The following is a 25517-nucleotide window of genomic DNA, read 5'->3' on the forward strand; positions in this document are numbered from 1 at the left end:
TTGTTTCTTATTAGAGGGGTGCTGCATCAGCGCCAAAGAGTAGCCACTGCTGAACAAGTGATCAACAGCTACTAGTCTGCCCGCAAAAGCGCTGACGTCCACCCGCCTGCAAACCGTCGACCCAGGCTTCGCATATCTGGATGCCCTGCTCCGGGGTAAAGGTGCCGGGATTGAGCCCCGACTCCAGCCATAAACCGTCAAGCAAGGCACTGAGGCTGATGGCGGCGAGGTCCGCGTCGAAGTTTTCCCAGCCCTCCTCCTGCGCCAGTTCCGTCAGCACCTTGCGCAGGATGCCGCGGTACTCACCGTAGGAATGGTCGTGGGCCTGGTTGATCGCTTCGGCGGTTTTCACCGCTCCCCAGAATGCAAGCCAGGCATCGATCAGCTGCGGATCGAGCAATTCGGCGGAAAACGAACCGCGAAAAAACGCCGACAAACGCTCCCGGGCATTGGGCGCGGCTTGCTCCATGGCGTCGCGCAACAAGGTCATCACACGCCCGGTGATCGCCATGTAAGCCTCGGCCACCAGTTCGTCCTTACCGGAGTAGTGATGGCTGATCAGCCCGACCGACACCCCGGCCTCGGCGGAAATCTTGCGGATCGACGCGCCCTGGAAGCCATGGCGCTTGAGACACACCAGCGTCGCCTCGATCAGGTTGGCTTTGCGCAACTCCGGTTCCATGCGGGAAAAACGGGCTTCCTGATTCATGGGCGACACTCCTTGGGCTCAATCGGTGGACCCGCGTTTTTGCTGCGAGCTGAACGACTGTACAGCAAGAGCACGGGATGTCTCCAGTCGCTTTCCAGTCTTAGGGACCGCGGTGCCTGCTTCGCTGGCAAGCCAGCGCCTACAGGAACTCGGGGTGCCGCACCTTTTGCACCCGACACAATCCCTGTAGGAGCTGGCTTGCCAGCGAAAGCGTCAGCACCTGCAACACAGATTCCAGATCAGTCCCGATACCCCGGCGCCACCCGCTCCAGCAAACGCAACAACGCCGACCACGCCAATTGCATCGCATCCGGGTCAGTCAACTCACCTTCTTCCAAAGGCCGTCCTGGATCGTTGAACTGCCGCTCGGTATGCGCGCAGACCTCATCCGATGGCAATACAACTTCACCGGCCGCCATCGCCGCCAACTGAATTTCACAGGCCTTTTCCAGGTAATACATGCGCAAGAATGCCTGGCTCACCGTTTCGCCAACGGCCAGCAATCCATGGTTGCGCAGCATCAACACCGGCTTGTCGCCGATGTCCGCCACCAGCCGCTGCTGCTCACTCATGTCCAGCGCCACGCCTTCGTAATCGTGGTAAGCCACGCGGCCGTAGAACTCCATGGAAATCTGGTTTACCGGCAACAATCCGCACTTCAACGCGGCGACTGCGCAACCGGATTTGGTGTGGGTGTGCAGCACGCATTGCGCATCTTCACGGGCACCGTGGATCGCGCTGTGAATCACAAAACCGGCCGGGTTGACCGGGTATGGCGACGGCTCGACAGCGTGGCCATCAAGGTCGATTTTCACCAGGTTGGACGCGGTGATCTCATCGAACATCAGCCCGTAAGGGTTGATCAGAAAGTGATGCTCCGGCCCCGGAATGCGTACCGAGATGTGGGTGAAGATCAGGTCAGTCATGCGGTAATGCGCAATCAGGCGATAACACGCAGCCAGCTCTTCTCGCAGGCGCTGTTCAGTGGCGCTGCGCTGGGAGGCCAGGTGGGTGGCGATGGTGTTCATTCTTGTGGTCTCCAGGCTGATCGGCTGGTGCAGACAGTACGGCTGGACGCGGTTGTGCGTCCAGTTACAGATCGCCCTTGGGTTTTGCATCGATCATGAGCCCGCCTTCGCTGGCAAGCCAGCTCCTACAGCCCAGGCAGTGAAGCGCTCTTCCAGCTCTTCACCATGGTCGACCCAAAAACCAACATTCGCTCTGGATCACCTTGCTTTGATCCACGGTGGCGAGCGGGCTCGACACGAAACTACTGCAAGCCATAGTAAAAAAACAAGTTGATTTTTTACTGAGGGTAAATTTCTATAGGCCAATAATAACAACACCGAAAACCTGATTCCTCTGTAGGAGCGAGCTTGCTCGCGATGGACCGGAGGGCGACGCGTTCGTCCAGACGACACGCGTTTTCGTTAACGTCCATCGCGAGCAAGCTCGCTCCTACAGGCCAGCCTGCCAGGAGTACCCGCCCCATGCCGACCTCGACACCCGCCTTTGCGCACCTGTTCGAACCCCTGGAGATTCGTGGCAAGCGCCTGAAAAACCGCATCATGTCCAGCGGGCATGACACCTCGATGCCGACCGACAATCTGGTCAATGAACAACTGATCGCCTATCACCGGGCGCGTGCGCAGGGCGGTGTCGGCCTGATCGTGTTGCAAGTGGCCGGCGTTCACGACAGTGCGCGCTATACCTCCCACGTGCTGATGGCGACCGACGATGCGTGCATCGAGGGCTACCGCAAACTCGCACAAACCTGCCACGCCCACGGCACCGTGGTGTTGTCACAAGTGTTCCATCCGGGGCGGGAAATCATGGAGTCCAGCGACGGCTTGCTGGCGGTGGCCTACTCCGCTTCGACGGTGCCTAACGAGCGGTTCCGCGTAATGCCCCGCGCACTCGACCAGACGATGATCGATGAGATCGTCGCCGGTTACGCCGCCGCTGCCCGGCGCTTGCATCAGGCCGGGATCGACGGCGTCGAAGTCGTGGCCAGCCATGGTTATTTGCCGGCGCAATTCATCAATCCCCGGGTCAACCGTCGCACCGATGGCTACAACGGCGAGCTGGAACAGCGCCTGCGTTTTCTGCGAGAAATCATTGCTGCGGTGCGTGCAGCCACCGACGAGCAGTTCATCATCGGCCTGCGCATTTGCGCCGACGAGCGCGACCCGGAGGGCCTGACCGAAGACGAATCTCTGGCCGCCGTCAAACGGCTGCAATCGCAGCTGGATTACGTGCACATCGTCGCCGGCACGTCGGCATCGCTCGGAGGCGCGGTGCATATCGTGCCGCCGATGGCGATTGAAGCGGCGTACCTGGCCAAGGAAGCCGGGACGTTCAAGGCCAGTTTGGACATCCCGCTGTTCGTCACCGGGCGCATCAACCAGCCCCAGGAAGCGGAACTGATTCTGGCTCGGGGCCAGGCCGATGTGTGCGGCATGACCCGAGCCTTGATTTGCGACCCGCAAATGCCGAACAAGACCGACACCGGTCGTGCCGAAGACGTACGTGCATGCATTGCCTGCAATCAGGCGTGCATCGGACACTTTCACAAGGGCTTGCCGATTTCCTGCATCCAGCACCCGGAAACCGGGCGTGAGCTGATTTTCAGTGAACGCAAACCGACGCCGCATCGCAAGCGCATCATGATCGCCGGCGGCGGCCCGGCGGGTATGAAAGCCGCTGCCGTCGCCGCCCAGCGAGGGCATGAAGTGACACTCTACGAAGCCAGTTCACAACTCGGCGGTCAGGTGTTGCTCGCACAGTTGCTGCCTCGACGCAGCGAGTTCGGTGGCGCCAGTACCAACCTGCAAAGGGAGATGGAATTGGCCGGCGTGCGTGTCATCCGCAATACCCGTGTTGATCGAGCGTTGGTAGAAAGAGAAAAACCCGACGTGGTGATTGTCGCGACTGGCGCCGAGCCCTACTGGCCGGCGTTCGAACGGGGCGGCGAATTGCAGGTGGTGGATGCCTGGCAGGTGTTGCGCGATGAAGTGCAGATCGGCCGTTCAGTGGTCGTCGTCGACTGGCGCTGCGACTGGATCGGCCCCGGCATCGCCGAACGTCTGATCCGCGCCGGGCATCAGGTGCAACTGGCGGTCAACGGCACCCATTGCGGGGAAAACCTGCCGCTGTACGTACGCGATCAACTGGCCGGCGAGCTGCATAAACTGGGTGTGCCAATCACGCCCTATGCGCGGTTGTATGGCTGCGATGACAACACCGTCTACCTGCAACACACCGCCAGCGGCGAACCGATGCTGATGGAAAACATCGACACGCTGGTGTTGTGCCAGGGCCATCAACCGGTGGATACCCTGGGCGAAGAGTTGCAAGGGTTGGTGGAATTTCGTCGCATCGGCGATTGCCTGGCACCGCGCACCGCTGAAGAAGCAATCTATGAAGGTTTGAAAGTCGCCTGGGCGCTTTAAGGCTGTTTATACTCCGGGGCTTTCACGGCTAACACCGCCCCTGTAGGAGCGAGTCTGCTCGCGATAGCGTCAGTACATTCAACATCAATGTTGGCTGACCCACCGCATCGCGAGCAGGCTCGCTCCTACAGGGGATGCGATCCTCTTCCCGGTTCGGAATTTTCCATGAGCAACAACAGCAAGACACCCCCCGCAACCGGCAGCGCCGAACCGCATTTCCTCGGCACGCGCATTCGCGGCCTGCGCAAGCGCCGGGGCATGACCCTGGTCGAACTGGCGCAGCAGAGCGAACTCACCGCTGGCTATATCAGCCAGCTGGAACGCAACCTGGCGTATCCGTCGATCCCCGCGCTGTTCAACATCGCCAGAAGCCTGGGCGTGACCATCCAATGGTTTTTCGCCAGCGAAGCCGTCACCGCTCCCGAGGACGACGGCATCGTGGTGCGCAAGAACAGTCGCCTGAACGTGCATTACGAAGACGGCATCGTCGACCAGTTGCTGACCCCGCAAGCCAACCGCCAACTGGAAATGCTTCACTCGCGATTTCCGCCGGGCACCTACAGCCAGCAAAGCTACAGCCATGACGGTGAAGAAGCCGGTTACCTGCTCTCGGGGAGTTTCGAGCTGTGGGTCGGCGAACGGTATTTCCAGCTCAATGAAGGCGACAGCTTCAGCTTCTCCAGCCAGCAACCGCACCGTTACGGCAACCCTGGCGACGTCGATGCGGTGGTGATCTGGGTGATCACGCCGCCAACCTTTTAACGCCGACCACGACCGCTGGGCCCAGTGGCACTCGCACGCTTGAGCGTATCGCTCGGCAACTCGTTGAACAAGGCGCGGTAGCTGCTGGAAAACCGGCCCAAATGCCAGAACGACCAATGCATGGCCACTTCGGCCACCGTGGTTTGCGTCGGCGTGCGGCTGAGCAGTTCGCGGCGGGCACTGTTGAGCCGGCGCAAGCGCAACCATTGGGTCGGCGCCATGCCGGCGTAGGTCTTGAAGGCGTGCTGCAGCTGACGCAGTGAAACTCCGGCAACCTGTGACAGCTCCAGCAGGTTGAGGTGTTCTTCCGGCGTGTCCGCCGCCCATTCCCCTACCCGTTTCATGATCGCCCGCTCCCCGGCGCGGCGTTGCAAGGCACCCTGGTCGAGACACACGCAGGCGTTGTCGAGAATGAACAGACAATCGTCCAGCAATTGCTGGGTCAGGGCTTCGCGACTCAGCGGATCGAACGTCTGCGAAAGGCGCGTCAGCGTGCCGCTGAGCCAGCGACTGAACAGCGCATTCTGCTGGGAATTGAGCGGTGCCATGAACAGACCTTCGAGCCGGGCGACATCCAGGCTGTGGCGCTGGACAAACTCGGGGCCGAACACCACGGCGATTTCCTGGTAGTTCTCCGGGGTGATCCAGATGTTGCGGCTTTCGCCATTCAACACGTACAGCGCGTTGTCGCTGCGATCGAAACAGAACGCCAGCGAACCCTGGGGCGCGCTGAAATTCTGCTCGACCCGGGTGTTCATCGACTCCTCGTAAATCTCCACGCCCTGAAGATCCAGATAACGCACCAGGCCCGCGAAATGCCCCGGCGACATCTGCTGGTATTGCTGCACCCAGCCGGGCGTAGCGCGGATTTGCTCGGCAACATCGGCGGTGCTGAACGCTTGGACCTGGAGGGAAGTTGAACCTGTCATGAGGCGACCTTACGCACTCTTTTGGTGCGCTTTGTGCTGCTTAAAGTGGATAGATGGAACCGCACGGCTCGCACAAGATAGTCGTCAACGCGCTACAGGGGAAGTGTCCGGCGGATGAAACCGGTCTCTCCTGGCGTTAATAAAACCAATAACGAGGTCTTTATGAATGTCCCTTTCGATCAGCTGTTCACTTGGCTGAAAGATCACAAGATTACCGAAGTCGAGTGCGTCGTCAGCGATCTGACCGGCATTGCACGCGGCAAAATTGCACCGACCAACAAGTTCCTGCATGAGCGAGGCATGCGCCTGCCGGAAAGTGTCCTTCTGCAAACGGTAACCGGGGACTTTGTCGACGACGACATCTACTACGACCTGCTCGACCCGGCCGACATCGACATGGTCTGCAAGCCGGACGCCGACGCTGTGTACGTGGTGCCATGGGCCATCGAGCCGACCGCCATCGTGATCCACGACACCTTCGACAAATTCGGCAACCCGATCGAACTGTCGCCGCGCAACGTGCTCAAGAAAGTCCTGCAGTTGTACACCGACAAGGGCTGGCGTCCGATTGTTGCGCCGGAAATGGAGTTCTACCTGACCCAGCGCTGCGAAGACCCGGACTTGCCGCTCAAGGCACCCATGGGCCGTTCGGGCCGTGCCGAAAGCGGTCGTCAGTCGTTCTCCATCGACGCCGCGAACGAATTCGATCCGCTGTTCGAAGACGTCTACGACTGGTGCGAACTGCAAGGCCTGGACCTGGACACGCTGATCCACGAAGACGGCCCGGCACAGATGGAAATCAACTTCCGTCATGGCAATGCCCTGGACCTGGCCGACCAGATCACCGTGTTCAAACGCACCATGCGTGAAGCGGCGCTCAAGCACAACGTGGCGGCCACCTTCATGGCCAAGCCGGTCGGCGATGAGCCGGGCAGCGCCATGCACATTCACCAGAGCGTGGTGGACATCGCCACCGGCCAGCCGATCTTCGCCGATGCCGCTGGCAACATGAGCGAACTGTTCCTGCATCACATCGGCGGTTTGCAGAAGTACATCCCGAAAGTGCTGCCGATGTTCGCGCCGAACGTCAACTCGTTCCGCCGCTTCCTGCCGGACACTTCGGCACCGGTAAACGTCGAGTGGGGCGAAGAAAACCGCACCGTCGGCCTGCGCGTACCGACGTCCAGCCCGGACGCCATGCGCGTGGAAAACCGCCTGCCGGGCGCCGACGCGAACCCGTACCTGGCCATTGCCGCCAGTCTGTTGTGCGGTTACCTCGGCATGGTCGAGCGCATCGAACCGAGTGCTGCGGTCCAGGGCCGTGCCTATGAGCGTCGCAACCTGCGCCTGCCAATCACTATCGAAGACGCGCTGACGCAAATGGAAGAGTGCAAAACCATTGGCCGTTACCTGGGCGACAAGTTCGTGCGTGGCTATGTCGCGGTCAAACGCGCCGAGCACGAGAACTTCAAGCGGGTGATCAGCTCCTGGGAGCGTGAGTTCCTGATGCTTAGCGTCTGACGACAGCACACACGCTCCCTGTAGGAGCCGGCTTGCTGGCGAAAGACGTGGCGGGGTGTACCTGATACACCGCATTCCCCTTTCGCCAGCAAGCCGGCTCCTACAGTTCGGACAGAAAAAAATCGGGATAACCCAATAATTCCAAGAAGGTATCGATATGCGTCTTTTGAAATCCGTGGTTCCCGTCGCGATGGCGGTCCTGTTCAGTGCCGTCGCCCAGGCCCAGCCTCAGGTCAGCGTCTATAACTGGACCGATTACATCGGCGAAACCACCCTCGCCGACTTCCAGGCCAAGACCGGGATCAAGGTGATCTACGACGTCTTCGATTCCAATGAAACCCTGGAGGGCAAACTCCTTGCCGGCCGCACCGGCTATGACGTAGTCGTGCCGTCCAACCACTTCCTCGCCCGTCAGGTCAAGGCCGGTGCCTTTCTGAAACTGGACCGCGAGCAGCTGCCGAATTTCAAAAACCTCGACCCGAAATTACTGGCGTTGCTGGAGAAAAACGATCCGGGCAACTCGCACTCGGTGCCTTACCTGTGGGGCACCAACGGCATCGGCTACAACGTCGACAAGGTCAAGGCTGTGCTGGGCATCGACAAGATCGATTCCTGGGCCGTGCTGTTCGAACCGGAAAACATCAAGAAGCTCAGCGCCTGTGGCGTGTCGATGATGGATTCGGCCGACGAAGTGTTCCCGGCGATGCTCAACTACATGGGCATGGACCCACGCAGCGAGAATCCTGAAGACTTCAAAAAAGCCGAAGCCAAGCTGCTGAGCATTCGCCCTTACATCACCTATTTCCACTCGTCCAAGTACGTCTCGGACCTGGCCAACGGCGACATCTGCGTCGCCTTCGGTTACTCGGGTGATGTGTTCCAGGCCGCCAACCGGGCCAAGGAAGCCGGCAACGGCGTCAATATCGCCTATGCCATTCCCAAGGAAGGCGCCAACCTGTGGTTCGACCTGCTGGCCATTCCCGCCGACGCGAGCAACCCCAAAGAAGCCCACGCCTTCATCAATTACCTGCTCGACCCGCAGGTGATCGCCAAGGTCAGCGCCTCGGTCGGCTATGCCAACCCGAACCCGGCCGCCAAACAGTTCATGGAACCTGAACTGGTGAACAACCCCGAGGTTTACCCATCCCAGGAAGTCCTCGACAAGCTGTATATCTCCACGACCCCGCCCCAATCGATCATGCGTCTGATGACCCGGTCGTGGAGCAAAGTGAAGTCCAACAAATGAATCAGTACACCCGCGAACACACCCATTCCTATTACGCCGCGTCGGCCAGAGGCATGAAGCCGCGGCCGACCCTGGACACGGATCTGGTGGCCGACGTCTGCGTGATTGGCGGCGGCTTCACCGGCATCAACACGGCCATCGAACTGGCCCAGCGCGGGCTCTCGGTGATCCTGCTCGAAGCCCGACGGATTGGCTGGGGCGCCAGCGGGCGCAACGGCGGTCAGTTGATTCGCGGCATCGGGCATGACGTCAGCGGTTTCGCCAAACACATTGGTGCCGACGGCGTGCAATACCTTGAGCACGCCGGCATCGAGTCGGTGCAAGTGGTGGCCGATCGTATTCGCGAACACGGCATCGATTGCGACCTGCGTTGGGGCTTTTGCGAGCTGGCCAACACGGCGGCGCAGTTCACGGCGATGAAGGCCGAACAGGCCGAACTGATCAAGTCGGGCTACGCCCATGAAACCCGCTTGATCGCACCCGGGCAGATCCGTGAACACGTGGTGAATTCCGGCGTGTATGCCGGTGGCCTGGTGGACATGGGCTCGGGGCATTTGCATCCGCTGAATCTGGCCTTGGGCGAAGCGAGGGTCGCAGAAACCCTTGGCGTACAGATCTTCGAGCAAAGTCCGGTGCTGGAGTTGATCCATGGCAGCACCGCGCTAGTGCGATGCGCCGGTGGAACGGTTCGCGCCAACACCTTGGTGCTGGCGTGTAACGCGCATCTGGAAGAACTCGAACCCAAACTCAGCGGCAAGGTACTGCCGGCGGGCAGCTACATTATTGCCACCGAGCCTTTGTCAGCAGAAGCCGCCGCGCAGTTGATCCCGCACAACCTGGCGCTGTGCGATCAGAAAGTCGGCCTGGATTACTACCGGCTCTCGGCAGACCGGCGATTGCTGTTCGGTGGCGCCTGTCACTATTCCGGGCGAGATCCGGCGGACATCGCCGCCTACATGCGCCCGCAGATGCTCAAGGTGTTCCCTCAACTGGCCAACACCCGCATCGATTTTCAATGGGGTGGCAAAATCGGCATCTCGGCCAATCGCTTCCCGCAGGTCGGTCGCCTGAGCCAGCACCCTAACGTGTTCTACGCCCAGGGTTACTCCGGCCATGGCCTGAACGTGACCCATTGGTGCGCGAAACTGTTGGGCGAAGCGATCCATGCCGGTCACAGCAAAGGCTTCGACGTGTTCAGCGCCGTGCCACACATGACCTTCCCCGGCGGCCGCGCCCTGCGTTCGCCGCTGCTGGCACTGGGAATGTTGTGGTACAGGGTGCGTGAAGTGTTGGGCTGACAGCCTTTACCCTGCAGGAGCTGGCTCGTCGGCGAAGGCGGTCTGCCTGACATACCGCACCGCCCGGTTCGCCAGCAAGCCGGCTCCTACACTTATTTCTATTTGCTCAATTGCGAACCACTTCTATATTGAGGAGGTGCTCTGAACTTCCTGCCTTCTGTTGAGCTTTGCCCATGGCAACTACTGATCAGCTGATCATCTGCGAGCACTGCGATTGCGTGTATGAAAAAGTGTCGCTCGCCAAACATCAGAAAACCCTGTGCACGCGCTGCGGCGGCGTGCTTCAGCGCTATAACGGCCTGACCGTGGAGCAGCGTCTGGCGCTGACGTTCACCGCTTTGATGCTCTGGGTCTTCGCCAATTTCTATCCCATCATGAGTATCAGCCTCAAGGGCCTGAAAAACAGCGCGACCCTTTGGGACTCGGTATTGGCCCTGAGTCTGGGCCCCATTACCTTCATTGCCATGGTCGCCGCCATTGCGATGATCATCGCGCCGATCATTCAGTTGATGCTGCTGCTCTGGGTCCTGGGTTTCGCCCTCACCCAACGGCGCGCACCCGGTTTCAAATTCTGCATGCGCTGGCTGGAAAGCTTGAGGCCGTGGAGCATGCTCGAAGTCTGTCTGCTGGGCGCGATGGTCGCGGTGATCAAGCTCGCCGGGTTGCTCGACGTGCTGCCCGGCATCGGCCTGATTGCCCTGGCGATTCTGAGTCTGTTGATGATCCGCATCGCCGGGCGCGATATTCGTGAACTGTGGGACATCTTATGAGCAGGCCTCCGGTCGCCGACGAACTCAATCTTTGCCTGTGCCACAGTTGTGGCCTGGCCTGCGACGTCACTCATGCGCCCCACGAATGCGAACGCTGTGGCGCACCCTTGCACCGACGCAAAACCAATTCGTTGACCCGGACCTGGGCCTACATGATCGCGGCGCTGGTGTTTTACATCCCGGCCAATCTGTTGCCGGTGATGAACACCAAAATGGTCGGCAGCGGCGCCGACAGCACGATCATGAGTGGCGTCCTGGAGTTCTGGGAAGCAGGCGCCTGGGACATCGCCCTGATCATTTTTATCGCCAGTATCGCGGTGCCCGGCGTCAAGTTCGTCGCCCTCACGTTGCTGCTGGTGAGCGTGCAACGCGAAAGCGCATGGGCGCGCAGGGAGCGCTCGACGCTGTACCGTTTCGTCGAAGTCATCGGCTACTGGTCGATGCTCGATGTGATCGTGGTCGCGCTGGTGGCCTCGCTGGTGAAGTTTCAAGCCCTGGCCGACATCGAGCCGCGTCCGGGCATTTTGTTCTTTGGTCTGGTGGTGGTGTTCACCATGCTGTCGGCGATGAGTTTCGACCCGCGCCTGATTTGGGATAAAGAGCAGCAGGACCCACAAACTGAGGAGGTCAAGGATGCAGTCGCAAACCACTAACGAGCCACAAGCTCCAGGGCAGGCCCCGATCAAGACGGGCGGCCGGTTCAGCTTTTCGCTGGTCTGGATCGTGCCGATTGTCGCGGTGCTGGTGGGGATTTCGCTGGTGGTTCACAGCATTCTGCAAGAAGGCCCCACCATTGTGGTGAACTTCAAGACCGGTAGCGGCCTGACCGCCAACAAGACCGAGGTCAAGTACCGCAACGTGGTGATCGGCCATGTCACGGACGTGGACCTGAGCAACGACCAGAAAAGCGTAAACGCCACCATCAAGTTGTCCAAGCAGGCGGAGAGCTTCACCCGCGAAGACTCACAGTTCTGGGTGGTCCGGCCGCGCATCGGGGCTGGCGGCGTCTCGGGTATCGATACGTTGCTGTCCGGCGATTACATTGGTGCCGACATCGGCCAGGCCAATGGCCGCTCGAAGCACTTTCAGGGTCTGGAAAACCCGCCGCCGATTACCTATGGCGAACCGGGCAAGCGTTTCACCTTGATCACTCAGGATCTGGGGTCGCTGGATATCGGCTCCCCGGTTTATTTCCGCAAGATCCCGGTCGGCCAGGTCGTGGCGTACGCCCTTGACCCGGACGGTAAAGGCGTGAACATCGAGTTGTTCATCCACTCGCCGCACGACAAGTACGTCACCGAAAACACCCGGTTCTGGAACGCCAGCGGGATTGACGTCAACGTCGGCGCCAACGGTTTCGCGGTCAAGACCGAATCGCTGTCAGCCATACTGGTCGGCGGCATTGCGTTCCGTGCGCCGGACTACAGCCCCAACGATAAACCTGCTGCCGCCGAATACGCCTACGAACTGTTCGACGACCAACAAACTGCCCTCGCCCCGCCCAATGGCAAGCCGCAGTACATGTCCATGCGCTTCGAACAGGCCCTGCGCGGACTCAAGGTCGATGCGCCGGTGGAATTCTTGGGCATCGAGATCGGCAAAGTGGTGTCGATCAACCTGGATTTCGACGCCAAGAAACGCACCTTCCCGGTCAATGTCGGCATTGTGATCTACCCGCAACGCCTGGGGCAGGCCCATGTCAAAATGCTCAAGGCGCTCAATCATGACCCGAGCGACGAAGCCGGTGCGGTGCGTTTGATCGGCTCATTTATCGAGAACGGCCTGCGTGCCCAGGCCCGTACCGGCAATTTCCTGACCGGCCAGCTCTACATCTCCATGGATTTCTATCCAAAAGCCGAGAAAGTTGCTTTCGATGCCAATGCGCGCCCGATCATGGTCCCGACCGTGCCGGGCAGCCTCGAGCAATTGCAGGAAAAACTCGAAGCCATGGTCGACAAGCTCAACAAGCTGCCCGTGGAGCGCATTGCCGGCAATCTCGATGGCAACCTCGTGGAACTGCGCAAAGGCCTGGTGCAATTCAACGCCAAGACGCTGCCTAACGTGTCAACCACTCTGGCTGACCTGAGCAAAACCCTGGATTCGGCCAATACCACCCTGCAATCGGCCAACTCGACCCTGGCCGAGGATTCTCCGCAGCGGGAAAAACTGGGCGAGACCCTGGATGAACTGGGACGCACATCGAGATCCTTGCGCGACCTTTCGGATTACCTGGGCCGGCATCCGGAATCGCTGCTGCGCGGCCGTCCCGACAATGCCGCACCGATGGACCTTAAAGGGCCTCCGCGCAATTGAATAAAGGAGCAACAACCATGGTTTTTCCGCTGAAGCTCACATTGGTCGCTGCGTTGGTACTGCTTGCCGCTTGCCGCAGTGACCCGATTCAGTTCCACACCCTGACCCCGGCGCAACCGGGTGTTCACTCCAAAAGCGCCGGGATTATCCAGATTGACACCCTGACCGTGCCGCCACAGGTCGATCGTCCGCAGATCGTCATTCGCGAGGGTGACAGCGGACTGGCGATTCTGGAAACCCAGTGGTGGGGTTCCAACCTCGTCGACGAATTGCGCAGCGCGTTGATCGATCAATTGACCAACAGCAATGCCCATAACCGGCAATCGGTACGGATCCACGTACAGCGTTTTGACTCCGTGCCGGGGCAATACGCGCTGATGGACGTCAAATGGCGTCTGCGCAGCGGCGGTGAAGCCGATGCCGTACGGATCATCTGCCGCAGCACCCTGAAAACGCCGTCCGGGCCTAGCATTGATGACCTGGTACTCGCACAGCAGAAAAACGTCAAGCGCCTGGCTGAGTTGATCAACCAAGCATCGGCAGGCATACAAAAAGGCTGTCCTGCATCGCAATGATTTGACGATTTTTTCTAAAGGGCGGTTGAAATTAGCCGCCCCTCAAACATGCAAATGATTCGTATTGATCTAGAATAATTGACGACGTTGCGTTGTCGATTCTCTCGACTCAGCCTGCAAGACTCTAAAAACAGGAGCTGGCGCCGCATGAATCCGCATTTCCCCGCCTTTCTGAAAAAAGCCCTGCTAGCCACTGCGCTGTTGAGCGCCGGCCACGTGTATGCCGCGGATTCCGTCGGCCTGGTGGTCTACAACGCGCAGCATGAAAGCCTGACCAAATCCTGGGTTGCGGCGTTTACTCAGGAGACCGGTATCCCCGTAACGTTGCGCAATGGCGATGACACCGAGATGGGCAACCAGATCGTGCAGGAAGGTGCGGATTCCCCTGCCGATGTGTTCCTGACCGAAAACTCGCCGGCCATGGTGCTGGTCGACAATGCCGGCCTGTTTGCCCCGGTCGACAACACCACGCTGGAGCAAGTGGACGCGGCCTACCGCCCGGCCCACGGCAAATGGGTCGGCATTGCCGCACGCTCTACGGTGTTTGTCTATAACCCGGCCAAGCTGGCGGAAGCCGACCTGCCCAAATCGATCATGGACCTGTCCGCGCCAGGCTGGAAAGGCCGCTGGGCCGCCTCACCGGGCGGTGCCGACTTCCAGGCGATCGTCGCCGCCATCCTCGAACAAAAAGGTGAAGCGGCGACCCTCGACTGGCTCAAGGCGATGAAAACCAACTTCACCGCGTACCGCGGCAACAGTTCGGTACTCAAGGCAGTGAACGCCGGGCAGATCGACAGCGGCGTGATCTATCACTATTACGCTTACGTCGATCAGGCCAAGACTGGCGAAAACAGCAAGAACACCGCCCTGCACTACTTCAAGCACAAGGATCCGGGTGCGTTTGTCAGCATTTCCGGTGGTGGCGTGCTGGCCTCCAGCAAACACAAGGAACAAGCCCAGGCGTTTCTCAAGTACATCACCGGCAAGGATGGCCAGGCTGTGCTGAAGACTGGCAAGTCGTTTGAATACGCCGTGGGCAAGGGCGCTGAATCCAACCCTAAACTGGTGCCTCTGCAACAACTCGATGCGCCGACCGTCGATGCCTCGAAACTCGACAGTAAAAAAGCCGTGGAGCTGATGACACAGGCCGGACTGCTTTAATTGATGCCGGAAATACTGCCTGCGGGGATCGCCGAGCCGATACCCGCACATTTGCGTCGACGATCCCGTGGGGTGTTCGCGGGGCGTGGCGGCGCGTGGGTAATCGGTTTGTCGGTGCTGGTTTCGTTGCTGGCACTGCTGCCGATTGCCTACGTCATTGGCGTGTCCTTGCAGACCGGTTGGGCGAGCGTTGTGACATTGGTGTTGCGCCCTCGAGTCGGTGAACTGCTGGTCAACACCGTGTTGTTGGTGCTGCTGACGATTCCGTTGTGCATCGCATTGGGCGTGACGCTGGCGTGGCTGACGGAGCGCACGAATCTGCCGGGACGGCGCTGGTGGTCGTTGCTGGCAACCGCGCCGCTGGCGGTCCCCGCGTTCGTTCACAGCTATGCGTGGGTCAGCCTGGTGCCGCCGATTCACGGGTTGTTTGCGGGTGTGCTGGTGTCGGTGATCGCCTATTTCCCGTTTCTGTACTTGCCGGTGGCGGCGACGTTGCGTCGGCTTGATCCGGCCATTGAAGACGTCGCCGAATCCCTGGGCCTCAAGCCCTGGGCGGTATTTTATCGCGTGGTGCTGCCGCAGTTGCGCCTGGCCGTTTGTGGTGGCGCGTTGCTGGTCGGGCTGCATCTGCTCGCCGAATACGGCCTGTACGCGATGATCCGCTTCGACACCTTCACCACGGCGATCTTCGATCAGTTCAAGTCCACCTTCAACGGCCCCGCCGCGCACATGTTGGCCAGTGTGCTCGCGTTGTGCTGTCTGGCCATGTTGACCGTGGAATCGGCCGCACGGGGATCGGCGCGTTACGCCCGCGTCGGTTCCGGCAGTGCCCGGGATCAACGGGTCGTGATCCTTAAAACACCGTCGACTCTTTTGTCCATGATCCTGATGGTCGTGACCTGCCTGCTCGCCCTGGGTGTTCCGTTGCTGACGCTCGGCAGGTGGCTGGTCGCCGGGGGCGCTCAAGTCTGGAACCTGCCGGAACTATTACCCGCCTTGCAACAAACCCTGTTGTTCGGCGTAGCGGGCGCGGCGCTGACCACCTGCGCAGCTATCCCGATTGCGTGGTTGTCGATTCGTTATCCCGGCCGAATGCAGCGGGTGCTGGAAAGCTGCAACTACATCACCAGCTCCTTGCCCGGCATTGTCGTGGCACTGGCGCTGGTGACGGTCACCATTCATTTCGCGCGGCCGATCTACCAGACCACGATTACCGTGCTGCTGGCGTACCTGCTGATGTTTTTGCCCCGGGCGCTGGTGAGTTTACGTGCCGGCATCGCCCAAGCCCCGGTGGAGCTGGAAAACATCGCCCGCAGCCTTGGCCGCTCACCCGCCAGGGCGCTGTGGCTGATTACCCTGCGTCTGGCTGCACCGGGCGCGGCCGCGGGCGCGGCACTGGTATTTCTGGCGATCACCAATGAATTGACTGCCACCCTGCTGCTCGCCCCGAACGGCACGCGCACCCTGGCCACCGGGTTCTGGGCGATGACCAGCGAAATCGATTACGCCGCCGCGGCTCCCTATGCGCTGCTGATGATCCTGTTGTCGCTGCCCTTGACCGGGCTCCTTTATCATCAATCGAAAAAAACGGCGGGCCGATGAACACGCTCGAACTGCATTCGCTGAGTAAAACCTACGGCACCCATCGTGCCCTGGACGACGTCAGTCTGTCAGTGCCCAGCGGCAGCCGCACAGTGATTGTCGGCCCCTCGGGCTCTGGCAAAACCACCTTGCTGCGGATGATCGCCGGCTTCGAATTCCCCGATACCGGGCGCCTGTCGCTGAACGGCCAGACGCTGGTCGACAGCACCCACGAAGTGCCGGCACACCAGCGCCTGATCGGTTATGTGCCCCAGGACGGCGCGCTGTTTCCGCATATGACCGTAGCGGCCAACATCGGCTTCGGCCTGTCGACCAAGGGCGCTGTCCGACAACATCGCATCGATGAATTGATGGACAGCGTGGCGCTGGATTCGAATATGGCCGAGCGCTGGCCTCACGAATTGTCCGGAGGCCAGCAGCAACGTGTGGCGCTGGCCCGTGCCTTGGCACAGCAACCGCGCCTGATGTTGCTGGATGAGCCGTTCTCGGCACTCGACACCGGTTTGCGGGCGGCCATGCGCAAAATGGTCGCCCGCCTGCTTGAAGAGACGGGCGTCACCACCATTCTGGTGACCCATGACCAGAGCGAAGCCTTGTCATTCGCCGATCAACTGGCGGTGATGCGACATGGCCAATTGGTGCAGTCGGGGCATCCGCTGGATCTTTACCGTTATCCCGAAGACGAACAGACCGCGCTGTTTCTCGGCGATGCCGTGGTCTTGCCGGCGCGCATCGAGGCCGGCTGGGCCCATTGTGATCTGGGGCGGATTCCGGTCAACAATCACCGCAACAACAGCGCGGCGCAGATCATGCTGCGGCCTGAACAGCTGCAATTGGTCAGTATCCTGCCGAGCGATGCAGACGTTGCCGGTTGTCGCGCAGTCGTGATCGACCGGGATTTCAGCGGCAATACCTGCACGTTGACTGTGGAGCTGCAACCTTTGGTCAATAGCGAACAACCCGGCCGATCACTGCTGGTACGCAGCTCGGGCATGTACGCGCCACCGGCCGGCAGCGCGGTTCAGGTCTCGACCATCGGCCACGCCCACGTCCTGAGCGAGGTTTGAAGGCCTCGCCTCAAAGGTCGAAGCGATCAACCGCCCGGCGTCGCTCATTGTCATCACGCACATCGTAATTGGCCGTGGTCTGGATGTTGCTGTGGTGGGCCAGTTTCTGTGCAATCGACAAATCGTGTTCTTCGATCACCCGGGTAATGAATGAACGCCGGAAATCGTGGGGCATGATTTTCACCCCGACTTGCGTGCCCCGTTGCCGGGCAATGTAATAGATCGCATGTTTGGTGATGCGCTCGCGGGTGATGTGGCTGCCACGACGAATACGGTTGAACAGGAACGGATCGTCCTCCTCGCCCTCCTTCAACAGGGATCGACGCAGTTCCAGCCAGGCTTCGAGTTTGGCGAAAGCCCAGGCGGGTGCGTACTTGATCAATTGTTTGTTGCCCTTGGCGGTGACGCGCAGGCTGCGCTCGGTGAAGTCGACCTGGTTCAGTTCCAGGTTCACCGATTCCGATTTACGCATGCCGGAACCGTACAGAATCGCGATGATCGCTGCATCCCGCAGGCCTTGTGGCCTCGGATCGGCGGCGCAGACCGCCATCAATTCCTTGATCAGTGTTCGCCTGAGATTGCGCCCCTGGGACAGCCGCGTCCCGGTAATGCCCTTTACCGAACGCATTTTCAACAGGTGTTCCTGAGAAATCAGGCTCATGCGCCACGCTTCGTTCATCACGCCGCGTACCGCGTTGACGTACAGCGAAGAGGTGTTCGGTGCATAACCATCCTCGCGCAAGGCCGCCACCAGCGCGATCACGTCTTCTGGCTGCAGGTTGTACCAGGGGATCTCTTCGATATCGACGTCTTCAAAACCCAAGCGGTCGGCAGCGTCCTGCAACACATAGCGCATGGTCAGCTGACTGGACGGTGCGAGACGGGCCAGATACACGGTTAGCGGGTTGGTGGAGGGAGTGCGCGAATCAGCATCGGGTAAGTCAATCAAACGAAACGGCCTTGAAATAGAGAGGTGCATCTATAAACGAAAAATGGTGTGGGTCCAGCAATGGCCGTTACGCTGCCGGTCATGGCCGGGAAAGTCAACGCCATGCCGACCAAACCGGGGGGTGGCGCATACACAAAAGCCTGTGACGAGGGCGCTTGCTCCGGCTGGAGCCCGCAATAGTCCGCTCTCAGGGCCGCAGCACAGCCCAACGCAAGCAAGCTTCCTCGCCACAGGTTCAACGTTGCGTTTACAGTAGCCTCCGGGATTGGGCTGAAACCGGCTCAATCGAATAAGGACGTTCCCCGTGACCAGTTACTCCCCCCTGATCCGCCGCTTGCTGGTCTGCTCGCTGACCATCGTCGTCAGCCGCGCCATCACCAGCCCGCTGCTCACGCTGTTCGTCAGCGACAAACTCGGCCTCAACCAACAGGACGTTGGTCTGCTGCTCGGCATCGCCGTATTTGTCGCCACCCTGCTATCGCTTTACGGCGGCTACATCATTGATCGCTTCGAAAAGCGCCGGCTGTTGATCCTCGCGATGCTCTCCAGCGCCGTTGGCCTGGTCCTGCTGACCTTTGCCGAGAACCTCTACCTGACCACGGTCACCCTGATCGTCACCGAAACCGCGTCAGCGCTGTTCCTGATCGGTTCCAAAGCGATCCTCAGCGACAATTTGCCCATGGGCCAGCGTGCCAAGGCATTTTCCCTGAGCTATACGCTGACCAACATCGGTTACGCCGTGGGACCGATGTTCGGTGTATTGATCGCCAGCCGCTTCACCAGTGCGCCGTTCCTTATCGCAGCGGCCATTGCCTTTTCAAGCATTTTCCTGATGATCGGGATCCCGAAAGACCCTGCCCGTGCGCCTGCTTCGGGTCAGGTCCAAAGCTTCCTCAAAACCCTGATCACCCTGAAAAACGACCGCACCCTGATCATGTTCACCGGTGGTTGCCTGCTTAGCACGGTGGTCCACGGCCGGTTTACCTTTTACCTGTCGCAATACCTGCTGGTGACCAGCGACTCGCGACACACCATGCAAATCATGGCTGCCCTGCTCGCCTGCAACGCCATCAGCGTCATCCTGCTGCAATACCAGATCGGGCGTTTGCTCAAGCGCGAGCACTTGCGCCAATGGATCGTCGCGGGCACCGGCCTGTTCATTCTTGGCCTGATCGGCTTCAGCCTCGCAGAAAGCCTGGTGAGCTGGTGCGTGGCGATGTTCATTTTCACCCTGGGCGAAATCATCATCTATCCGGCAGAATTTCTCTTCGTCGACACCCTCGCTCCAGAAGACTTGCGTGGCAGCTACTACGGCGCGCAGAACCTGGCAGCACTGGGTGGTGCAGTGAGCCCGGTGATTTGCGGGTTCCTGCTGATGCATACACCAGCGCCGACCATGTTTTACGCCATGAGCGTTCTTGCCGCTGTGGGTGGGCTGTTGTGTTTCATCAGTGGCCGAGGCCATACAGCAAAATTAATGCACTGAAAGCTCATTAATATGAATTTGTAAGTAAATGGATTGAACGGCACACTGTGCCCGTTCCTCCCCCAATAGTTGGAACAACTTAAAGGGCTTTCTGGGTTTCCCAGCTAAGCCTTTTTTTTGATTGAATTTTTTTGCTCACGGAGCGTTTTCGAAATGTTTGCCCGCTGGTTGCCTGCCGCTATCAACACCCGACCCACTGAATGGAGCCGTGCCGCTATCGGCATGGCGCTGGGGACGCTGCTGAGCGTCTGGCTTTGCGCTCAGGTGTTCGGCATCCAGGTGGCACAACATCTGATCGGTCCACTGGGCGCTTCGGCGGTGCTGTTGTTCGCGGTATCCTCCGGCGCACTGGCGCAGCCCTGGTCGATTCTGGGTGGCTATCTGTGCGCCGCCGTGCTGGCTTTGCTGGTAGCGCACCTTTTGGGTCGCACACTGGCCACGGCGTGTCTGGCGGCAGGCATGGCACTGATTCTGATGTGCTGCCTGCGTTGCCTGCATCCACCGGCCGGCGCGTTGGCGCTGATTCTGGTGCTGGCCGATCCGGCGACCATTGCCATGGACTGGAAAGCCCTCGCACCGGTGATGCTCAGCGCGGCGACGATGCTGCTCAGCGCACTGGCCTACAACAACCTGACACGCGTTCGTTACCCCAAACGCGCCAGTGAACCAGCGGCCGTGATTGCGGCGGACCATCCGCCAATCGACAGCCAGGCCATTACTGCCCAGGACCTGAAAAAGGCGCTGGCCGAGATGGAAGCGTTCTTTGACGTGACCCCTGAAGACCTTGAGCAACTGATCCACGCCAGTGAGTTGCACGCCCGCCGCCGCAGCGTCGGCGAGGTGCTGGCGCCACGGCTCTGATCTGGCTGGCGGACAGCTTGTTTTGCTGTGACAAGAGGCTTCTGGCATCCTGCGCGTCCATTTTCTGACCCGGCCCGCCTTCAGGCACGCAAATCACCATGACCGCCTCCGAAAAAGCCCCCGTTCCACGCCACAATGATTTGATCTACGGACTCGACGACCGCCCGCACCTGACCGCCACGGTGTTCGCTGCCCTGCAACACGTGCTGGCCAGTTTCGTCGGCATCATCACGCCGACACTGATCATGGGTAGCGCCCTGGGTCTGCAAAGCGAAGTGCCGTACCTGATCAGCATGGCGCTGTTCGTCTCCGGCCTGGGTACCTTTGTTCAGGCGCGGCGCTTCGGCCCCGTCGGTTCTGGCCTGTTGTGCCTGCAAGGCACCAGTTTCTCGTTCATCAGCGTGATACTCAGCGCCGGGTTCATGGTCAAGGCTCGGGGTGGTGGCACCGACGAGATCCTTTCGACGATCTTCGGTGTGTGCTTCTTCGCCGCTTTCATTGAAGTGGTGTTGAGCCAATTCATTGGCAAATTGCGCATGCTGATCACCCCGGTCGTCACCGGCACCATCATCACCCTCATGGGTTTGTCGCTGATCAAAGTGGCCATGACCGACATCGCCGGCGGCTTCGGTGCGCCTGATCTGGGCGCTGCCAGTCACCTGGCGTTGGCGGCACTGGTGCTGGGCACCATCGTGGTGTTGAACCGGGTGGATGTGCCGTTTTTGCGCCTCGGGGCGATTGTGATCGGTTTGACCCTGGGTTATTTCGTCGCCTGGCTGATGGGCCAGGTGAATTTCTCCAGCCTGCCCGACGTGCCGCTGATGAGCTTGCCGGTACCGTTCAAATACGGATTTTCTTTCGACTGGGTGGCGTTTGTGCCCGTGGCGGTGATTTTCCTGGTGTCGCCGCTGGAAGCTGCCGGCGACCTGACCGCCAACTCGATGATCTCCCGCCAACCGGTCAAAGGCCCGCTGTACATCCGCCGGATCAAATCCGGCCTGCTCGCCGACGGACTCAATTCGGCCATGGCCGCGGTCTTCAACAGCATGCCGATGGTGACCTTTGCCCAGAACAACGGCGTGATCCAGCTCACCGGCGTGGCCAGTCGTTACGTGGCGTTTTTTATCGCCGGCCTGTTGGTGGTACTGGGATTGTTCCCGATGATTGGCGCGGTACTGCAACTGATGCCCAAACCGGTACTGGGTGGCGCCGAGCTGGTGATGTTCGGCACCGTCGCCGTGGCCGGGATCAAGATCCTCGCCGAAGCCGGCCTGCATCGGCGCAACATGCTGATTGTCGCGATCTCCCTCGGCATGGGCCTGGGCGTGGCCGCCGTTCCCGAGGTGTTGCGCGAACTGCCGATGGCGCTGCATAACATTTTCGAGTCGCCCATCACGGTCGGCGCGCTGTGCGCTATCGTTCTAAATATCTTCCTGCCCGAAGAGTTCCTCGAACTGGAAGAAGACGAATTCGACCCGGAAGCCTCGGTGCTTCAGGTGATGCAAAACCCGGATGTGACCGCCAAGGATGAACCCGCAACACCTGCGGTGGTCGCACAGTAGAACCGCTGGACGAGCTCAAGGGCTGAGCCGCTGACGGTCCAGCCCTTTTTTTCGAGAGCACCCCCATGCGCAGCGTCCACGCAGTCCTGATTTCCCTCCTGCTCTGCCTGAGCGCCTGTTCGTCCCTGCCCAACCGTGACCCGCTGAAAATCAACGTAGTCGGCATCGAGCCACTGCAAGGTCAGGGCATGGAAGTGCGTTTTGCCGTGAAGATCCGCGTGCAGAATCCCAACGACTACAACCTCACCTACAGCGGTGTCGCACTGGACCTGGACATCAACGGCCAACCCTTCGCCTCCGGCGTCAGCGACGAGCGCGGCAAGATCGGACGTTTTTCCGACGTGATCGTGAGCGTGCCGGTAAGCGTCTCGGCGTTTTCGGTGATCCGCCAGACCTACGGCATCAGCCAGCTGAAAACCCTTAACAACATGCCCTACGTATTGCGCGGCAAACTCTCGGGAGGGGTTTTCAACACCAAGCGCTTCATCGATAGTGGCACACTCAACCTGCCGGCATCGACGACCGGTGCCAGGTGAAGCCTGACTCAAGGAGCGACACCCCCAATGGAAGCTACCCCTACGCTTCATACCGAGCGCCTGATCCTGCGGCCGCTGGAGCTGGCCGATGCCGAAGCGATCCAGCAACAATTCCCCCACTGGGAAGTGGTGCGTTACCTCAACGAGTTTGTTCCATGGCCTTATCCGGCAGACGGTGCACTGACATATCTGCGTGACAATGCGTTACCGGCGATGGCCCGGGGCTCTGAATGGCACTGGTCGATCCGACTCAAGTCAGCGCCGGAACAACTGATCGGCAACATCAGTTTGATGAACGAACAGGACAACAACCGCGGCTTCTGGCTCGGTCCGAAGTGGCAAGGTCAGGGCTTCATTAGCGAGGCCAGTGAGGCTGTCACCGATTTTTGGTTCGAAACCCTTGGCCGCTCAGTGCTGCGTGTGCCGAAAGCCGCGCCGAACACCGGCTCGCGCAGGCTCTCCGAACGCACGGGGATGCGCTTGATCCATACCGACGAAGGTCGATTCGTCGGCGGGATATTTACGAAAGAAACCTGGGAAATCACTCGCGAAGAATGGCTGCAACAGCGCTGAATTCACTCTGCCTCATTAAGAATCAGGCTGCGGTAATGCCCGGGATTTGACCCTGACCACTTGCGAAACGCCTTGTAGAACGAACTGGCATCGGCAAACCCGAGACGCGTGGCGATTTCGGCGAAGCTGATGGCCGGTTCCGCCAGCCAGACAATCGCCAACTCCTTGCGCACGCTGTCCTTGAGGCCTTGGTAGGTCTGGCCCTCTTCGGCCAGTCGACGGCGCAAGGTCGAGGCTGACATGCACAGGCGTTGCGCCAGGGCCTCGGTTTCTGGCCAGCGTTCGGCGGGAAGTTGCCGTAGATCTTGTTTGATCCGGCTGGAGAGGCTCTCCGGATCCCGGTATTTGACCAGGATATTGGCCGGTGCATGGGCCAGGAAACGCTTGAGCTCTTCGGGGCTGCGCTTGATCGGCGCGTCCAGGCAATCGGCGGAGAAAATCATCCGCGTGCGCGGGCGGTCAAAACGCAGGTTCTCGGAAAACATCACCTGGTAGTCATCGCAGAAGTCCGGCTGGGGGCAGCGCAATTCGATGGCCAGGATCGGAATTCGCCGTCCCGCCAGCCAGCACGCGACCCCGTGGACGATCATCCAATAGGTGAAATAAGTGAAGGCCCGGCGCGGGTCTTTGCCGTCTTCGAGCAGCACGATTTCCGCCAGGCTTTGTTGACGCACCAACTCGGCGGGCATGTTTTCAAGCATCAGGGACAGGAAACCCAAACCGCTGATGAGGCCCGTTGCCAGGCTCGGCTGGACCATGGCGCAACGGCAGAGAAACGCCAGGCTGCCGGATTTGAGCTTGCGCGGGTCCATGCCAAAAAACTCATCGTCCCCGCGCCGTGCCAACAACCGCCACAGACGCGCGTAAGCGGTAGCCGGCACGCGGCCATCGGCGCTTGCCAGTAGCTGCGGATCAATGCCGACCTTGTTCAGCACATCTTCAGTGGCGATGCCCGGCGCGCAGCTTTGCAGCAGCGCTTCACGCACCAGTTGAATGGAAATGGTGTCTTTTTCCGACATTGACCGAGGCGAGCCTGTTGTTGTTTTGAGTGGTGAGCATATTAGCGCAGCCCGTTCGCGCAATGGAGATCCTGTGGGAGCGGGCTTGCCCGCGATTGCAATCGATCATTCAACATCAATGTTGAATGTTATGACGCCATCGCGGGCAAGCCCGCTCCCACAGGGATTTTGGTGTTCTTGGGATCGTTCAGGTCAGGTTCAGGTAAATGTCAATCAGTGGCATATGTGAATGAGTGTCATTATGTTACAACTTAGCACCCTATCTAAATCCGAGACGTTGCTGAATGCTCGTTCCTTTTCTGATCATGCTGCGCGAAGGCATCGAGGCCGCGCTGATCGTCGGCATCATCGCCAGCTACCTCAAACAGACCGGCCGCGGGCAGTGGATGCCGGCCGTGTGGATCGGTGTCTTCCTCGCCGCCGCCCTCGCCCTGTTGGTCGGCGGTGGCCTGGAACTGGTCAGCGCTGAATTCCCGCAGAAACAACAGGAACTGTTCGAAGGCATTGTCGGGCTGGTGGCCGTCGGCATTCTCAGTTCCATGGTGTTCTGGATGCGCAAGGTCGCGCGCTCGATCAAGCATTCACTGCACGTCTCCCTCGACCATGCCCTGGCCGGTTCAACACATCAGGTGATCGCGCTGATCGCCATGGTGTTTTTCGCCGTGGCCCGCGAAGGCCTGGAAACGGTGTTTTTCCTGCTGGCGGTGTTCCAGCAAAGCGAAGGTCCGGCCGCTCCGGTGGGTGCCCTGTTCGGCCTTGTCCTGGCCATCGTCATCGGTTTCATGATTTACGGCGGTAGCCTGCGCCTGAACCTGGCTGCATTTTTCCGCTGGACCGGGTTATTTATTCTCGTGGTTGCCGCGGGCATTCTCGCCAACTCCGTGCAGGCGCTGCATGAAGCCGGGGTGTGGAATCACCTGCAAACCGTGCTCTTCGATATCAGCGCCACGCTGCCGATGGACGGCCCGCTGGGCTCGGTACTGGCCGGCATGTTCGGCTATCAGGACGCGCCGACCGTCAGCACCCTCGGCGCTTATCTGATTTACCTGCTGATCGCGCTGGTGATGTTCTTTCTCCCGGCGCCGGCGCTTTCGAAAACTCCGTCTTCTGTTTCCAGCCAGTAAGG

Annotated in this window: 23 protein-coding genes; 18 read left to right on the forward strand and 5 right to left on the reverse strand. The window is 60.0% G+C overall.

Annotated elements, in window-relative coordinates; translation table 11 throughout:
* Positions 1 to 61: 61 nt before the first annotated feature.
* Together QMK58_RS16745 and QMK58_RS16750 are read right to left on the reverse strand one after the other, a co-directional pair.
* On the reverse strand, positions 62 to 709 hold the full coding sequence (locus QMK58_RS16745; protein ID WP_053159046.1) for a TetR family transcriptional regulator C-terminal domain-containing protein: 648 nt from the start codon (positions 707 to 709) through the stop codon (positions 62 to 64).
* Between the two features lie 239 nt (positions 710 to 948).
* Positions 949 to 1737: a class II aldolase/adducin family protein gene (locus QMK58_RS16750; protein WP_320395076.1), complete on the reverse strand. Its 789-nt coding sequence runs from the start codon at positions 1735 to 1737 to the stop codon at positions 949 to 951.
* Positions 1738 to 2199: 462 nt separating this feature from the next.
* Between QMK58_RS16750 and QMK58_RS16755 the strand changes: the two genes are divergently transcribed.
* Together QMK58_RS16755 and QMK58_RS16760 are read left to right on the forward strand one after the other, a co-directional pair.
* Positions 2200 to 4161, forward strand: coding sequence for an FAD-dependent oxidoreductase (locus QMK58_RS16755; protein WP_320395077.1), 1962 nt, complete (start codon positions 2200 to 2202; stop codon positions 4159 to 4161).
* 165 nt (positions 4162 to 4326) lie between these two features.
* Entirely contained in the window at positions 4327 to 4923 is a 597-nt protein-coding gene (locus QMK58_RS16760; protein WP_053159040.1) for a cupin domain-containing protein, read from the forward strand.
* Here QMK58_RS16760 and QMK58_RS16765 read toward each other — a convergent pair.
* The gene (locus tag QMK58_RS16765) at positions 4920 to 5852 is read right to left on the reverse strand and encodes a helix-turn-helix domain-containing protein (protein WP_053159038.1); all 933 of its coding nucleotides are present in this window, start codon (positions 5850 to 5852) and stop codon (positions 4920 to 4922) included. The genes QMK58_RS16760 and QMK58_RS16765 overlap by 4 nt on opposite strands.
* A gap of 162 nt (positions 5853 to 6014) precedes the next feature.
* Between QMK58_RS16765 and QMK58_RS16770 the strand changes: the two genes are divergently transcribed.
* The 10 genes from QMK58_RS16770 to QMK58_RS16815 all read left to right on the forward strand — a co-directional run bounded on the left by QMK58_RS16770 (position 6015) and on the right by QMK58_RS16815 (position 17405).
* On the forward strand, positions 6015 to 7373 hold the full coding sequence (locus QMK58_RS16770) for a glutamine synthetase family protein (protein ID WP_053159036.1): 1359 nt from the start codon (positions 6015 to 6017) through the stop codon (positions 7371 to 7373).
* A gap of 157 nt (positions 7374 to 7530) precedes the next feature.
* Entirely contained in the window at positions 7531 to 8619 is a 1089-nt protein-coding gene (locus QMK58_RS16775) for a polyamine ABC transporter substrate-binding protein (RefSeq protein ID WP_053159033.1), read from the forward strand.
* On the forward strand, positions 8616 to 9917 hold the full coding sequence (locus QMK58_RS16780) for an NAD(P)/FAD-dependent oxidoreductase (RefSeq protein WP_053159031.1): 1302 nt from the start codon (positions 8616 to 8618) through the stop codon (positions 9915 to 9917). Before QMK58_RS16775 ends, QMK58_RS16780 begins: the two co-directional genes overlap by 4 nt.
* 173 nt (positions 9918 to 10090) lie before the next feature.
* Positions 10091 to 10687, forward strand: coding sequence for a paraquat-inducible protein A (locus QMK58_RS16785; protein ID WP_053159029.1), 597 nt, complete (start codon positions 10091 to 10093; stop codon positions 10685 to 10687).
* On the forward strand, positions 10684 to 11340 hold the full coding sequence (locus tag QMK58_RS16790; RefSeq protein WP_053159027.1) for a paraquat-inducible protein A: 657 nt from the start codon (positions 10684 to 10686) through the stop codon (positions 11338 to 11340). Before QMK58_RS16785 ends, QMK58_RS16790 begins: the two co-directional genes overlap by 4 nt.
* Positions 11321 to 13000 (forward strand): intermembrane transport protein PqiB, encoded by a 1680-nt coding sequence (locus QMK58_RS16795; RefSeq protein ID WP_053159022.1) that lies wholly within the window; start codon positions 11321 to 11323, stop codon positions 12998 to 13000. The genes QMK58_RS16790 and QMK58_RS16795 overlap by 20 nt, the downstream gene beginning before the upstream one ends.
* Positions 13001 to 13017: 17 nt before the next feature.
* Entirely contained in the window at positions 13018 to 13575 is a 558-nt protein-coding gene (locus QMK58_RS16800) for a membrane integrity-associated transporter subunit PqiC (RefSeq protein ID WP_053159020.1), read from the forward strand.
* Positions 13576 to 13722: 147 nt separating this feature from the next.
* Positions 13723 to 14736 carry an iron ABC transporter substrate-binding protein gene (locus QMK58_RS16805; RefSeq protein WP_053159018.1) on the forward strand — a complete coding sequence of 338 codons (1014 nt, stop codon included), beginning with the start codon at positions 13723 to 13725 and terminating at the stop codon, positions 14734 to 14736.
* 3 nt (positions 14737 to 14739) lie between these two features.
* Complete coding sequence (locus tag QMK58_RS16810) at positions 14740 to 16338, forward strand: ABC transporter permease (RefSeq protein ID WP_053159016.1); 1599 nt, start codon at positions 14740 to 14742, stop codon at positions 16336 to 16338.
* Positions 16335 to 17405: an ABC transporter ATP-binding protein gene (locus QMK58_RS16815; RefSeq protein ID WP_053159015.1), complete on the forward strand. Its 1071-nt coding sequence runs from the start codon at positions 16335 to 16337 to the stop codon at positions 17403 to 17405. The genes QMK58_RS16810 and QMK58_RS16815 overlap by 4 nt, the downstream gene beginning before the upstream one ends.
* A gap of 10 nt (positions 17406 to 17415) precedes the next feature.
* Here the strand turns inward: QMK58_RS16815 and xerC are convergent, their stop codons facing one another.
* Entirely contained in the window at positions 17416 to 18384 is a 969-nt protein-coding gene (xerC, locus tag QMK58_RS16820; protein ID WP_413817383.1) for a tyrosine recombinase XerC, read from the reverse strand.
* 274 nt (positions 18385 to 18658) lie between these two features.
* Here xerC and QMK58_RS16825 point away from each other — a divergent pair, with 274 nt between their 5' ends.
* The 5 genes from QMK58_RS16825 (at position 18659) to QMK58_RS16845 (ending at position 23372) form a co-directional block, all read left to right on the forward strand.
* Entirely contained in the window at positions 18659 to 19840 is a 1182-nt protein-coding gene (locus QMK58_RS16825; RefSeq protein WP_320395079.1) for an MFS transporter, read from the forward strand.
* A gap of 153 nt (positions 19841 to 19993) precedes the next feature.
* The gene (locus QMK58_RS16830) at positions 19994 to 20701 is read left to right on the forward strand and encodes an HPP family protein (RefSeq protein WP_320395080.1); all 708 of its coding nucleotides are present in this window, start codon (positions 19994 to 19996) and stop codon (positions 20699 to 20701) included.
* 98 nt (positions 20702 to 20799) lie between these two features.
* Positions 20800 to 22263, forward strand: coding sequence for a nucleobase:cation symporter-2 family protein (locus QMK58_RS16835; protein WP_053159007.1), 1464 nt, complete (start codon positions 20800 to 20802; stop codon positions 22261 to 22263).
* A 65-nt stretch (positions 22264 to 22328) separates the two neighbouring features.
* The gene (locus tag QMK58_RS16840; protein ID WP_053159005.1) at positions 22329 to 22799 is read left to right on the forward strand and encodes an LEA type 2 family protein; all 471 of its coding nucleotides are present in this window, start codon (positions 22329 to 22331) and stop codon (positions 22797 to 22799) included.
* A 27-nt stretch (positions 22800 to 22826) separates the two neighbouring features.
* A complete protein-coding gene (locus QMK58_RS16845) occupies positions 22827 to 23372 on the forward strand; it encodes a GNAT family N-acetyltransferase (protein ID WP_053159003.1) in 546 nt (181 codons plus the stop codon).
* 2 nt (positions 23373 to 23374) lie between these two features.
* Here the strand turns inward: QMK58_RS16845 and QMK58_RS16850 are convergent, their stop codons facing one another.
* Complete coding sequence (locus QMK58_RS16850; RefSeq protein ID WP_053159002.1) at positions 23375 to 24391, reverse strand: AraC family transcriptional regulator; 1017 nt, start codon at positions 24389 to 24391, stop codon at positions 23375 to 23377.
* 284 nt (positions 24392 to 24675) lie between these two features.
* Here QMK58_RS16850 and efeU point away from each other — a divergent pair, with 284 nt between their 5' ends.
* Positions 24676 to 25515, forward strand: a complete 840-nt coding sequence (gene efeU, locus QMK58_RS16855; protein ID WP_320395081.1) for an iron uptake transporter permease EfeU — start codon at positions 24676 to 24678, stop codon at positions 25513 to 25515.
* Positions 25516 to 25517: the final 2 nt, after the last annotated feature.

Origin of the sequence: Pseudomonas sp. P8_241 (assembly GCF_034008315.1) — a bacterium.
GTDB lineage: Bacteria > Pseudomonadota > Gammaproteobacteria > Pseudomonadales > Pseudomonadaceae > Aquipseudomonas.

What these genes read in the sequence shown, in the direction of transcription:
- QMK58_RS16785 (WP_053159029.1), top strand. Translation starts at nt 10,091, where the DNA reads ATGGCAACTACTGATCAGCTGATCATCTGCGAGCACTGCGATTGCGTG.
- QMK58_RS16770 (WP_053159036.1), top strand. Translation starts at nt 6,015, where the DNA reads ATGAATGTCCCTTTCGATCAGCTGTTCACTTGGCTGAAAGATCACAAG.
- QMK58_RS16840 (WP_053159005.1), top strand. Translation starts at nt 22,329, where the DNA reads ATGCGCAGCGTCCACGCAGTCCTGATTTCCCTCCTGCTCTGCCTGAGC.
- QMK58_RS16835 (WP_053159007.1), top strand. Translation starts at nt 20,800, where the DNA reads ATGACCGCCTCCGAAAAAGCCCCCGTTCCACGCCACAATGATTTGATC.
- QMK58_RS16765 (WP_053159038.1), bottom strand. Translation starts at nt 5,852, where the DNA reads ATGACAGGTTCAACTTCCCTCCAGGTCCAAGCGTTCAGCACCGCCGAT.
- QMK58_RS16800 (WP_053159020.1), top strand. Translation starts at nt 13,018, where the DNA reads ATGGTTTTTCCGCTGAAGCTCACATTGGTCGCTGCGTTGGTACTGCTT.
- efeU (WP_320395081.1), top strand. Translation starts at nt 24,676, where the DNA reads ATGCTCGTTCCTTTTCTGATCATGCTGCGCGAAGGCATCGAGGCCGCG.
- QMK58_RS16775 (WP_053159033.1), top strand. Translation starts at nt 7,531, where the DNA reads ATGCGTCTTTTGAAATCCGTGGTTCCCGTCGCGATGGCGGTCCTGTTC.
- QMK58_RS16805 (WP_053159018.1), top strand. Translation starts at nt 13,723, where the DNA reads ATGAATCCGCATTTCCCCGCCTTTCTGAAAAAAGCCCTGCTAGCCACT.
- QMK58_RS16780 (WP_053159031.1), top strand. Translation starts at nt 8,616, where the DNA reads ATGAATCAGTACACCCGCGAACACACCCATTCCTATTACGCCGCGTCG.
- QMK58_RS16745 (WP_053159046.1), bottom strand. Translation starts at nt 709, where the DNA reads ATGAATCAGGAAGCCCGTTTTTCCCGCATGGAACCGGAGTTGCGCAAA.
- QMK58_RS16760 (WP_053159040.1), top strand. Translation starts at nt 4,327, where the DNA reads ATGAGCAACAACAGCAAGACACCCCCCGCAACCGGCAGCGCCGAACCG.
- QMK58_RS16795 (WP_053159022.1), top strand. Translation starts at nt 11,321, where the DNA reads ATGCAGTCGCAAACCACTAACGAGCCACAAGCTCCAGGGCAGGCCCCG.
- xerC (WP_413817383.1), bottom strand. Translation starts at nt 18,384, where the DNA reads ATGCACCTCTCTATTTCAAGGCCGTTTCGTTTGATTGACTTACCCGAT.
- QMK58_RS16845 (WP_053159003.1), top strand. Translation starts at nt 22,827, where the DNA reads ATGGAAGCTACCCCTACGCTTCATACCGAGCGCCTGATCCTGCGGCCG.
- QMK58_RS16815 (WP_053159015.1), top strand. Translation starts at nt 16,335, where the DNA reads ATGAACACGCTCGAACTGCATTCGCTGAGTAAAACCTACGGCACCCAT.
- QMK58_RS16750 (WP_320395076.1), bottom strand. Translation starts at nt 1,737, where the DNA reads ATGAACACCATCGCCACCCACCTGGCCTCCCAGCGCAGCGCCACTGAA.
- QMK58_RS16850 (WP_053159002.1), bottom strand. Translation starts at nt 24,391, where the DNA reads ATGTCGGAAAAAGACACCATTTCCATTCAACTGGTGCGTGAAGCGCTG.
- QMK58_RS16790 (WP_053159027.1), top strand. Translation starts at nt 10,684, where the DNA reads ATGAGCAGGCCTCCGGTCGCCGACGAACTCAATCTTTGCCTGTGCCAC.
- QMK58_RS16810 (WP_053159016.1), top strand. Translation starts at nt 14,740, where the DNA reads ATGCCGGAAATACTGCCTGCGGGGATCGCCGAGCCGATACCCGCACAT.
- QMK58_RS16830 (WP_320395080.1), top strand. Translation starts at nt 19,994, where the DNA reads ATGTTTGCCCGCTGGTTGCCTGCCGCTATCAACACCCGACCCACTGAA.
- QMK58_RS16755 (WP_320395077.1), top strand. Translation starts at nt 2,200, where the DNA reads ATGCCGACCTCGACACCCGCCTTTGCGCACCTGTTCGAACCCCTGGAG.